The organism is Collinsella sp. AM44-11, assembly GCF_003467145.1.
Classification (GTDB): Bacteria; Actinomycetota; Coriobacteriia; order Coriobacteriales; family Coriobacteriaceae; genus Collinsella.
In genome coordinates, this window is record NZ_QSFE01000021.1 from 16,394 (window position 1) to 28,293 (window position 11,900).

Annotated in this window: 7 protein-coding genes; 3 read left to right on the forward strand and 4 right to left on the reverse strand. The window is 60.9% G+C overall.

Features of this window, described 5'->3' with window-relative positions:
• Positions 1 to 32 precede the first annotated feature (32 nt).
• The 3 genes from glgP to galE all read right to left on the reverse strand — a co-directional run bounded on the left by glgP (position 33) and on the right by galE (position 5,217).
• Positions 33 to 2,300 carry a glycogen/starch/alpha-glucan family phosphorylase gene (gene glgP / locus DW943_RS09900; protein ID WP_117862930.1) on the reverse strand — a complete coding sequence of 756 codons (2,268 nt, stop codon included), beginning with the start codon at positions 2,298 to 2,300 and terminating at the stop codon, positions 33 to 35.
• A gap of 128 nt (positions 2,301 to 2,428) precedes the next feature.
• On the reverse strand, positions 2,429 to 3,946 hold the full coding sequence (gene malQ / locus DW943_RS09905) for a 4-alpha-glucanotransferase (RefSeq protein ID WP_233543655.1): 1,518 nt from the start codon (positions 3,944 to 3,946) through the stop codon (positions 2,429 to 2,431).
• Positions 3,947 to 4,155: 209 nt separating this feature from the next.
• A complete protein-coding gene (gene galE / locus DW943_RS09910; protein ID WP_006235870.1) occupies positions 4,156 to 5,217 on the reverse strand; it encodes a UDP-glucose 4-epimerase GalE in 1,062 nt (353 codons plus the stop codon).
• A 266-nt stretch (positions 5,218 to 5,483) separates the two neighbouring features.
• Here galE and DW943_RS09915 point away from each other — a divergent pair, with 266 nt between their 5' ends.
• On the forward strand, positions 5,484 to 6,689 hold the full coding sequence (locus tag DW943_RS09915; protein ID WP_117862932.1) for a hypothetical protein: 1,206 nt from the start codon (positions 5,484 to 5,486) through the stop codon (positions 6,687 to 6,689).
• A gap of 222 nt (positions 6,690 to 6,911) precedes the next feature.
• Here the strand turns inward: DW943_RS09915 and murB are convergent, their stop codons facing one another.
• Positions 6,912 to 7,874, reverse strand: coding sequence for a UDP-N-acetylmuramate dehydrogenase (gene murB / locus DW943_RS09920; RefSeq protein ID WP_117564858.1), 963 nt, complete (start codon positions 7,872 to 7,874; stop codon positions 6,912 to 6,914).
• A 183-nt stretch (positions 7,875 to 8,057) separates the two neighbouring features.
• Between murB and DW943_RS09925 the strand changes: the two genes are divergently transcribed.
• A complete protein-coding gene (locus tag DW943_RS09925; protein ID WP_089573627.1) occupies positions 8,058 to 9,086 on the forward strand; it encodes a LacI family DNA-binding transcriptional regulator in 1,029 nt (342 codons plus the stop codon).
• Positions 9,087 to 9,290: 204 nt separating this feature from the next.
• Positions 9,291 to 11,819, forward strand: coding sequence for a phosphoketolase (locus DW943_RS09930; RefSeq protein WP_117862933.1), 2,529 nt, complete (start codon positions 9,291 to 9,293; stop codon positions 11,817 to 11,819).
• The last annotated feature ends 81 nt before the right edge of the window (positions 11,820 to 11,900 follow it).

Below are 11,900 nucleotides of genomic sequence, written 5' to 3' on the forward strand. Positions count from 1 at the left end.
CGTTTTCAAGAGGATGGGTAAGGGAAGCGAAATTAGTTCAGGTGCCAGATCTCGTCGTTGTACTGGGAGATGGTGCGGTCGGACGAGAAGGTGCCAGCGTTGGCGATATTGATGAGCGCCTTGCGCATCCAGGCGTCCTGGTCCTCGTAGTCGGCCAGTACGCGCTCCTTGGTCTGGATGTACTCCTCAATGTCGAGCAGGGCCATAAACCAGTCCTTGCCCTTAATGTCGTCGTGCAGGCGCTGCAGGCGCTCGGCGTTGCCGGTCGCCATAAAGGCGGGGTTGGTGATAAAGTCCACCAGCAGCTTGATACCGGGCTTGCGGTAGAGTGCGCTGGCGTTATAGCGGCCGTCAGCGTAGAGCTGCTCGACCTGTTTGGACGAGGCACCAAAGGTATAGATGTTCTCGTCGCCCACGAGCTCGGCAATCTCCACGTTGGCGCCGTCGAGCGTGCACAGGGTTAGGGCGCCGTTGAGCATGAACTTCATGTTGGAGGTGCCGCTCGCCTCCTTGGAGGCCAGGCTGATCTGCTCGGAGATGTCGGCGGCGGGGATCACGCGCTCGGCGGCGGTGACGTTGTAGTTCTCGATCATGACAACCTGCAGGTAGGGAGCCACGTCGGGGTCGTTTGCAATCCACTGCGACAGCGTCAGGATCAGATGGATGATGTCCTGCGCGATAGTGTAGGCAGGGGCCGCCTTGCCGCCAAAGATGATGGTGACGGGGTGCTTAGGCTTATTGCCGTTCTTGATGTCGAGATACTTCCAGATTATGTAGAGCGCGAGCATCTGCTGGCGCTTGTACTCGTGGATACGCTTGACCTGAACATCGATGATGGCGTTGGAGGGAATGGTCACGCCTTGCTCGAGCGCCATGAACTGGCGCATGATGGCCTTGGCCTCGGTCTTGGTGGCGGCCAGGCGCTCAAGAACATTCTTGTCGTCGGCGAACTTGGCGAGTTTGCTCAGATCGCCGGTGCTGCGCCAGTCGGTGCCGATCACATCGTCGAGCAGGCTGGCGAGCGCGGGGTTGGCCCCATGGATCCAGCGGCGGAAGGTGATGCCGTTGGTCTTGTTGGAGAACTTCTCGGGATAGATCTCGTAGAACGGATGAAGCTCGGTGTCCTCCAGGATCTTGGTGTGGAGGGCGGCTACGCCATTGATGGAGAAGCCAAAGTGGATGTCCATGTGGGCCATGTGGACGGTGTCGTATTCGTCGATGACGGCGACGCGCGGGTCATCGTGCTCGGCCTTCGCGATCTCATCGAGCTTGACGATAATGTCGGCGATGGCAGGGGAGACCTTCTGCAGGCTGACGAGCGGCCACTTCTCGAGCGCCTCGGCAAGAATCGTGTGGTTAGTGTAGGCGACCATGGAGCGTACGATGGTCACGGCCTCGTCAAACTCGATGCCATGCTCGGTGGTGAGCAAGCGAATGAGCTCGGGGATGACCATGGTGGGGTGCGTGTCGTTAATTTGGACCACGGCGTAGTCGGCCAGATCGTGCAGGTTGCTGCCGCGCTCGATGGCCTCGTCGATCAGGAGCTGGGCGGCGTTGCTCACCATGAAGTATTCCTGGTAGATGCGAAGCAGGCGGCCCTGCTCGTCGGAATCGTCGGGGTAGAGGAACAAGGTGAGGTTTTTGGCGATCTCGGTCTTGTCGAAGTCGATGGAGCTGCCGGGGACCAGGCCGTCATCGACGCTCGCCAGGTCGAACAGGCGCAGACGGTTCTTGGTGGGCTGGCCGTAACCGGGCACGTCGATGTTGACGAGCTTGGAGGTAACGGCAAAATCGCCGAACTCGACGGTGTAGGAGCGGTCGTCGTCGACTAGGATGTCCTGCTCACCGAGCCACTCGTCGGGGACGGCCTTCTGCTGGTTGTCGACAAAGCGCTGACGGAACAGGCCGTAGTGATAGTTGAGGCCCACGCCATCGCCGGTCAAGCCCAGCGTGGCGATGGAATCCAGGAAGCATGCGGCCAGGCGGCCCAGGCCGCCGTTGCCGAGCGACGGCTCGACCTCGAACTCCTCGATCTTGTTGAGGTCGTGGCCTGCGGCGGTGAGCTGGTCCTTAACCTCGTCGTAGATGCCGAGGTCGATCATGTTGTTGATGAGCAGCTTGCCGATCAAAAATTCGGCGGAAATGTAATAGAGCTTTTTCTTGCCGTTGTTGAGCGGGCAGGCGGCGGAGCGCTCCTGCACGAGTTTGACCAGCAGCTTGTAAATGCGACGGTCGTCGAGCTGCTCGAGCGAGGTGCCAAAAGACTGCTCGGCGAGTTCCATGAGGTTAATTTGGGGCATGTTTCCTCCTGTAATGGGTTGATTACATGTCTGCAATTCATAAGAATCCCGCGCGAGGGGATTGGGGTGGCCTCGCGCGGGTAAGCAAGCGCGTCCGCACAGTGGGGAGGGGTCGGGCGCGGTAGCTCCTATTGAGGAAGCTCGATTTCGGCTTCCGACGGGATGCGGAAGTAGGTCTCGGTCCAGTCGGTGAGTTTGTGCTCGAGCTCGCGGGTGATGGCGCCGTCGAGCATGCGCCAGGTCCAGTTGCCGCCCAGCGTGGCAGGGGTGTTGATGCGCGCCTCGTTGCCCAAGTTGAGCAGGTCCTGCATGGTGTAGATGCACGTGTCGCTCACGCTGGCTGCGATGGTTCGGTTGAGCGCGTCGGCGATGGGTTCGCCGGCCTGCTGATGGGTGTACAGGGCTGTCTGCTCGCGCTGACGCGGGGTAGCCGTTCCTTCAAACCAGCCGCGTGCCGTCTCGTTGTCGTGAGTGCCCACGTAGGCGACGGTGTTGGCAATGTAGTTGTGCGGCAGGTAGTACGAGTTGGTGCCCTCAAAGGCAAACTGCAGGATCTTCATGCCGGGGAAGCCCGAGTTGTCGCGCATATCGATGACGCCGGGGGTGAGGAAGCCCAGGTCCTCGGCGATGATGGGCAGCGTGCCGAGCTTTTCCTCGAGTGTCTTGAAGAGCTTGAGGCCGGGACCCTGCGTCCACGAACCGTAGGACGAATCAGGCGAGGAGAACGGCACCTCCCAATAGGCCTCGAAGCCGCGGAAGTGATCCAGGCGGATGACGTCGTACATGTCGAGGGCGGCGCGAATGCGGCCTTCCCACCAGGAGAAGCCGTCTGCTTCCATGGCATCCCAGTCATAGATGGGATTGCCCCAGTACTGGCCGGTGGCGGAGAACTGATCGGGCGGTGTGCCGGCGACACTGACGGGGTTACCGGCGGCGTCGATCTTAAAGAGCTCGGGGCTTGCCCACATCTCGACGGAGTCGCGCGAGACGTAGATGGGCAGGTCGCCGATGATCAGGATGTCGCGCTCGTTGGCGTATGCCTTGAGGCGGCTCCATTGGCGGTCGAAGAAGTACTGCGTCATCTGGTGGTAGAGCATGCGCGCGGGATGGGCGGCGCAGACCTTGGCAGAGGCCTCACCGCGGGTGCGAAGCTCTGCGGGCCACTCCCAAAATGCCTTGAGGCCGCACTCCTCCTTGACGGTCATGAACTCGCAGTAGGGGATGAGCCAGTCCTCGTTGGCCTGGATAAAGTCGTCGAAGTCGGCCGGCTTGTCGGCAGCAAAGCGCTCAGCGGCGCGGTCGAGAATCTGACGGCGGCCGCCAAAGATAGCGCCGTAGTCGACATTGCTGGGGTCGGATCCCAGATACACGCCATCGATATCGCGCTGCTCCAGATACCCTGCCTCGATAAGCTCGGCAAAGTCGATAAAGTTGGGGTTGCCTGCGCGGGCCGAGAACGACTGATAAGGCGAATCGCCATAGCTGGTCGTCGTAAGGGGCAGAATCTGCCAGTAATGTTGTTTGCACGAGGCGAGAAAATCGACGAAGTCGTAGGCATTCCAGCCAAAGCCGCCGATTCCGTATGGTCCGGGCAGAGATGAGACGGGCATGAGGACGCCGCTTGCACGCTCCATGAATGCGCTCACCAACCTTCTTGTTGTGGGGTCGGCCTGCCGATGGGTGTGCAGTCCGCCTCCGATGTTCTGATTCGATACGCCTATTGTAAAACATGTTGTTTAAACATGTACAGGCAAGATAAAAAAGTTGGTCGATTTTCGGCGAATGGCTACATGCCATGAAAAAAGCCCCGACCTCACAACGTGAGATCGGGGCAAGAACGGTATGTAGGTTTTTGCTACTCGGCGTCGGCGAAGCCGTTGGGGTTGTGGCTCTGCCAGTTCCAGCTATCGCGGCACATGTCCGCGATGTCGTACTGGGCCTTCCAGCCCATCATGCGCTCGGCCTTGGAGGCATCGCACCAGTTGGCAGCGATGTCGCCGGCGCGGCGCTCGCGGATCACGTAGGGCAGCTCCTTGCCACAAGCCTTGGAGAAGGCGGCGACGACCTCGAGTACCGAGGTGCCGGTGCCGGTGCCCAGGTTAAAGATCTCGACGCCGGTCTTGCCGTTCATCCAGTTAAGGGCGGCAACGTGACCAGAGGCCAGATCGCACACGTGGATGTAGTCGCGCACGCCGGTGCCGTCGGGGGTGGGGTAGTCGTTGCCAAAGACCTGAACGGCCTCGAGCTTGCCCACGGCGACCTGGGCGACATAGGGCACCAGGTTGTTGGGGATGCCCTTGGGGTCCTCGCCGATCAGGCCCGACGGATGAGCGCCGATGGGGTTGAAGTAACGGAGCAGCACGACGTCCCACTCGGGGTCGGCGGTGTGGACGTCCATAAGGATCTGCTCGATCATCCACTTGGTCCAGCCATAGGGGTTGGTTGCGGGCTTCTTGGGGTCTTCCTCGGTGACGGGCGGGTTGTCCGGGTCGCCGTAGACGGTCGAGGAGCTCGAGAAGATGATGGACTTGCAACCATGGTTGCGCATGACGTCGATGAGCACCAGGGTGTTCTCGATGTTGTTGTGGTAGTACTCGACGGGCTTGCTCACCGACTCGCCGACGGCCTTAAAGCCGGCAAAGTGGATGACGCGGTCGATCTGATGGGTATCGAAGATCTTGTTCATCGCATCGCGGTCGAGCACGTTGGCCTCGTAGAAGGTGAGGTTCTTGGCGGCCTCGTCGCCCACGATGGTCTTGACGCGGTCGACGGCGACGGCGCTGGAGTTGGAGAGATCATCGACGATGACGACCTGGTAGCCACCCTCGAGCAGCTGAACGACGGTGTGCGAGCCGATAAAGCCGGCGCCACCGGTAACGAGGACGCAGGTGTCTTTGGGGTCGAGTGCTTTGGACATGTAGTCTCCTATCGAATCAGGAACACTTCTAGAGGGGAGTATAGCGCAGGCGGGGACGCCCAAATGGTGCACTGTAGGAAAAGCAGAGGATTATGTTAACGTACTCATATAAGAGCTTGCTCAATTGTTACCTCAAATTTGACAATTGCTTACGAGCCGCCGACCTTGTAGTTTCCTGCCGTTCGTGGAAATCGTTGGGACGCGCCATATGTACGCTAATATGTATGAGTTGAGCGACATATAAATAAGCATGTAACGGAGTACATATGTCACCAAACAGCGATTCCATCCTTTCCCAGGAGCTCTCGCGCCGCACTGCCCTTAAGGCCCTGTTCGGCGCCGCTTCTGCGGCAGTTCTTTTTGGCCTGCCCACTCGCGCCCATGCGGCGGAGGCTTCCAAAGAAACCACCGATAAATTGAATGCCGCCCAGGCCCAACTCGACGAGGTTCAGGCCCAGCTCGACAGCATCGCAAATGAGTATGCGGCGCTGGCCAACAAGAATGCCCAGACCCTCAACGACATCGAGAATGTCCAGGGCAAGATTGACGACACGCAGGCCCAGATCGATGAAAAGAAGGCCGAGCTCAAGAAGAAGCGCAACGACCTTTCCGATCGCGTGGCCGCCAGCTACAAGTCCGGCGGCACGAACATCCTGTCGCTGCTGCTGGCCTCTGGCTCGTTTGAGGAACTCGTCGCCAACGCGCATTACGTTGAGAAGATCAACAAGAGCGACCGCAATGCCATCGAGGATATCCAGACGATTCAGGCTGAGCTCGACGCGCAGAAGACCGAGCTCGAAGCACAAAAGGCCAACCTGGAGAAACTCAAGGACCAGCAGACGGCTCAGATGCAGGATATGCAGGCCAAGCAGCAAGAAGTCCAGACCGTGCTGAACGGTCTTTCCGACGACGTCAAGGAACTCATGGCTCAGCGCGATTCCGAGATCCTCGCTGCCGCCCAGGCTGAGGAGGCCGCTAGGAAGGCGGCTGCGGCAGCCGCGGCCTCTGCGAACACGGGCTCTTCTTCGGGTGGCTCGAGCTCGGGTGGCGGCTCGTATGCCGGCGGCACCCCGCAACAGACGGGCGGTTCGGGCAAGCAGCAGGCCGTCGTCAATGCGTGCTACTCGACGCCTTCTCCCGGCCAGGGCTGGTGTGCTGCCTGGGTTACCAACGTCTTCCGCAATGCCGGCGTGGGCTATTTTGGCGGCAACGCGTGTGACATGTTCAACGCCTGGTGCTATAGCTCCGACCGCTCGGCGCTGCAGGTGGGCATGATCGTGGCCGATTCCTCGCACAGCGGCACGGGTGCTCCGGGCCTTATCTACGGTCATGTGGGTATCTACGTTGGCGGCGGCATCGTAATGAGCAACGAGGGCGCCATTACGTCTAAGTCGCTTGATTCGTTCATCAGCTTTTATGGTACTGGCTCTGGCGTGCGTTGGGGCTGGCTTGGCGGTATTGCGCTGTCGTAAAGCCGACTGGGCCGCGTGCCCGCCCGCAATATATTTGATTGCCTGCTCGGGCAGTCCTGCGCAAGACGAAGGCCACATTAAGTGGCCTTCTTTGCGTGCGGAACTCGCGATCAATCAAATATATTGCGGGCGGGCACGCGGCCCTCTCGGGTTCGGGGCGCGACACACCGGACTGGGTTATCTGAATAAATATGGTGAAGGCCCCTTTCGGGGCCTTCTTTGTTAGAGGAATTCGCCAACTCGGTGGACTTCGGGTTCGAGGTCTACGTCGAATTGGTCTTTGACGGTTGTTTGGATGTGGCGGATGAGTTCGTCGACATCGGCGGCGGTGGCGTGGTCGGCGTTGACGATGAAGCCGCAGTGCTTTTCGCTCACCTGCGCGCCGCCGATGGCGTGTCCTCGCAGGCCGGCGTCCATGATGAGCTTGCCGGCAAAGTAGCCCTCGGGGCGCTTGAAGGTGGAGCCGGCACTCGGCATGTCGAGCGGCTGCTTGTCCTCGCGGCGCTGGCGGTAGTCGTCCATGTCGGCCTTGATCATCGCGGCGTTGCCCGGGGCGAGATTGAAAGTGGCCGAAAGCACGATGAAACCGTCGTCGGCAATGCGGCTCTTGCGATAGCCCAGGTTGAGCTCATCGACATCGAACTCGATAATGCTGCCGCTACCGCGGGTGCCGTCGTCGAGCATGCGTGCGGGCTTGTAGACGCGCACGGACTCCAGCACATCGGCCATGCAAGCGCCGTATGCTCCGGCGTTCATGTAGCAGGCACCGCCGACCGATCCGGGAATGCCCGAGATGGGCTCCATGCCAGTAAGGCCGGCCTCGGCTGCCGCGGCTGCGACATCGGAAAGCAAGGCGCCGGCTGCCGCCGTGACGTGCGTGCCGTCGACCGTAATGTCGGAGAGGCCCTCGCCCAGCGCTACGACGACGCCGCGGATGCCCTTGTCGCCGACGAGCAAGTCGGAGCCGTTGCCCACGATGGTGAGTGGTAGATTGCAGCGATAGCAGGTATCGAGCGTGGCGACGAGGCCCTGCTCAGTATCGGGCGTGACAAAGACGTCGGCCGGACCGCCGATCTTAAACGTGGTGTGCTCGCGCATGGGCTCGCTCATCAGCACGTTGTCCTCGCCGGCAACGCCAGCGAGCGCGCACAGCAGGTCCTCGTTAAAAAAATCGTTCTCGTGCATACGGATATCCGCCTTTTGGTGGTCGTTGTCATCAATCGATTGCAATATACCCCACCCGGACGGATTTGGTGCGCTGGCGGCGATAAAACAGCCGTCCACCGGATTGGTAAAGTGTTTATCACCGAGGTAGAGGGGTAGTCGCTATACTTTCAAGAGATTGCGCGTAAACCAGGAAGGAGCGAGATGGCCAACAAAGTCACCCTCAAGCAGATCGCCCAGGAGGTGGGGCTTTCCCCCTCGTCGGTCTCGCTTGTTCTCAATAATCGGCCCTGTCGCATCTCGGAAGAAAACCGCAAGCTCATCAAAGAGGTCGCGGCGCGCAACCACTATGTTCCCAACCAGATTGCGCGCAGCCTGGTCATGCGCGAGTCGCGCACGCTGGGCCTTATCGTCCCTAACATCGAGAGCCGCTTTTTTGCCTCGCTCGCCGGTAGCCTGGAAAAGCGCTGCCGCGAGGACGGCTATGCGCTCTTCATTACCAGCTCGGGCGGAAGCGCCGATGACGATCTGGAGCTGCTGCGCCAGCTGGTGACGCGCGGCGTTGATGGCGTCTTCCTGGTGGTGGGTGACGAGTTCTCCGATGACCGCGCCCTGCGCGAAGAAGTCAGCCACCTGCCCATCCCGGCCGTAATGGTCGACCGTGCCATTGAGGGGCTCGAGTGCGACAAGGTGATGTTCGACCACGAGATGGGCGGCTATATGGCCACCCGCTATCTGATCGAGCAAGGCCACCGCCGTATTGCCTGCCTGGTTAATGCCCGCCGTTCCAATACGGGTCGCAAGCGACTTGCCGGCTATGAGCGCGCGCTGCGCGAGGTTGGCCTGCCGATCGACGCGCGTTTGGAGTTTGAGAGCGAGTACTACATTCCGAGCGCATACGAGGCCTCGGAGGCAGTGCTCGCAACTGACGCCACTGCCGTGTTCGCAAGCTCGGATAACATTGCCCTCGGTTTGCTCAAGCGCTTGCACGAGATGGGGAAGAGCATCCCGGGCGATATCTCGGTGGTGAGCTATGACAACTCGGCGGCCGACGTTCTCTTTGAGCCGGCGCTGACCGCGATTGAGCAGGACCCTGGTGTCCTTGCGGAGCATGCTTTTGGCTGCATGTCCAAGCGTCTTGCCGGTAGGGGCGGCAGGCGTGCCGAAGAGGTCGTTCTGGAGCCGGAGCTTATCGTTAAGGACAGCGTGCTCGAGCTTACTAAACACAACTAAACACGTTTACCAATTTGCAGAGACCGAATGTGGAGCACCTGTGACAATCAACGCCGCAGGTGAATGTCGCGTTTTGCTAATCGATGGGATTGATAAGGGTGGTAAAACGTTTTTTCACCATGATAAAACGTTTTAGCAAATATACTGGTCCCAACGAAAGGTTGCCGTATTGGAGGGTGACCGCACAGCGAAGGGACATAAACAATGGCTAAAACACTGGGGACGCCGTGGCAAAAGCTGGGCCACGAGGTGCCGGCTTCCGAGCTCGAGGGCGTCGACCTGTATTGGCGCGCATCGAACTATCTGTCCGTCGGTCAGATCTACCTTCGCTCTAACCCGCTAATGCGCCCCGACTTTGTCGACGAGAAAACCGGTGAGGTGCGCGACTTCGGTCGTCCGGACGTTAAGCACCGCCTGGTTGGCCACTGGGGCACCACGCCCGGCATCAACTTCCTGTTCGGTCACGTCAATCGACTGATCGCCGACCACAACCAGAATGCTATCTTCTTGATGGGCCCTGGTCACGGTGGCCCCGCCGGTACTGCTCAGTCGCTGCTCGACGGCACCTACCGCGAGATTCGCCCCGACATCACCAATGACGAGGCCGGCCTGCAGAAGTTCTTCCGCCAGTTCTCCTATCCCGGCGGCATCCCGAGCCACTTTGCGCCCGAGACGCCCGGTTCCATCCACGAGGGCGGCGAGCTCGGCTACACGCTCAGCCACGCTTACGGTGCCGTTATGGACAACCCGAGCCTGCTGGCCGTGGCCGTGGTGGGCGACGGCGAGTCCGAGACCGGTCCGCTCGCGACCTCTTGGCAGTCCAACAAGCTCGTGAACCCGGCAACCGACGGCATCGTCCTGCCGATCCTGCACCTCAACGGCTACAAGATCGCCAACCCCACCATCCTTGCCCGCGTGTCCGATGAGGAGCTCACCAAGTTCTTTGAGGGCATGGGCTATAAGCCGCACTTCTTTGTCGCCGGCTTTGACGACGAGAGCCACGCAAGCATTCATGCGCGTTTCGCTGCCCTGTTTGAGCAGGTCTTCGATGAGATCTGTGACATCAAGGCAACCGCGCAGGCCCAGGCCGCCGCAGGCGAGACCGTGGTCCGCCCGGCCTACCCCATGATTGTGTTCCGCACGCCCAAGGGCTGGACCTGCCCCAAGCAGATCGACGGCAAGAAGACCGAGGACTCCTGGCGCGCGCATCAGGTGCCGCTGGCGAGTGCCAAGGACACCCACGAGCACTTCCGCGTGCTGCGCGAGTGGCTGCGTTCCTACAAGCCCGAGGAGCTCTTTACGCCCGAGGGCCAGGTGCGCCCCGAGGTGACGGCCTTTATGCCGACCGGCGAGCTGCGCATCGGCGCCAACCCCAACGCGAACGGTGGCAAGGTGCGCCGCGAGCTCGAGCTGCCCGATATTCATGCCCACGAGGTCCCCGTCGCAACTAAGGGTCATGGCTGGGGCTCTACCGAGGCCGCCCGCGTCTTTGGTGAGTACACTGCCGACGTTCTGGCCAAGAACATGGATGACTTCCGCATCTTCGGTCCCGACGAGACCGCGTCCAACCGCCTGCAGGCTGCCTACAAGGTGACCAAGAAGCAGTGGGACGCCGGCTTCTACGAGGACGATGCCAACGACGAGCTGCTGGCCGGCTCCGGTAAGGTCGTCGAGCAGCTGTCCGAGCACCAGTGCGAGGGCTTCCTCGAGGCCTACGTGCTCACCGGCCGCTCCGGAGTGTGGAGCTCCTACGAGAGCTTTGTCCACGTGGTCGATTCCATGGTTAACCAGCACTGCAAGTGGCTCGAGGCCACCAAGCGCGAGATTCCGTGGCGCGCTCCCATCAGCGGCCTAAACATTTTGCTGTCGAGCCATGTCTGGCGCCAGGACCACAACGGCTTCTCGCACCAGGACCCCGGTTTTATCGACCTGTTGCTCAACAAGGCTAACGATACGCATATCGTGAATGCTTACTATCCGGCCGACGCCAACATGGCGCTTGCCGTGGCCGAGCGTGTCTACCAGTCCACCGACTGCGTCAACGCCATCTTCTGTGGCAAGCAGCCCGCCCCGACCTTCCAGGCGGTCGACGAGGCCTGCGTCGAGCTTGCCGAGGGTGTCGCGACGTGGGAGTGGGCATCGACTGCCGACTCGCTCGCCGAGGCCGACGTCGTGGTCGCCACGTGCGGCGACGTGCCGACGCTCGAGGCCCTGGCCGCAACCGATATGCTGCGCGAGCTGGGCGTTAAGGTGTGGTTCGTCAACGTGGTCGATCTGCTCAAGATCCAAAACGTCTGCGAGAACGACCGAGCTATCAGCGATGAGCGCTGGTCCGAGCTGTTCGGCTGCGGCGAGAAGCCCGTGCTCTTCGCCTTCCACGCCTATGCCGGCACGATTCGTCGCCTGATCTGGAACCGCCCCGGCCACGATGCCTTCCGCGTCCATGGCTACGAGGAGAAGGGCTCCACGACCACGCCCTTTGACATGCTGCGCTTGAACAACATGGATCGCTGGGCGCTGGCCGCCGACGTACTGCGCATGGTCGACGCCGACAAGTTTGCCGAGCAGATTAACGAGTGGGAGGCCTTCCGCACCGAGGCCTTTGAGTTCGCATGCGACGAGGGCTACGATCACCCGGCCTTTACCGACTGGGTCTGGCCCGACGCCGCAGCCGCAACTGCAGCCGACGGTGCGCTTTCCGCAACGCAGATGACCGCAGGCGACAACGAGTAGATAGGCATCCGGGACGGTCTCGCGCTGGGGCCTTGCCCGGCGGGGCGGCCTTGCTCCGGGAAGTGGGCTTCGCGAACTTCC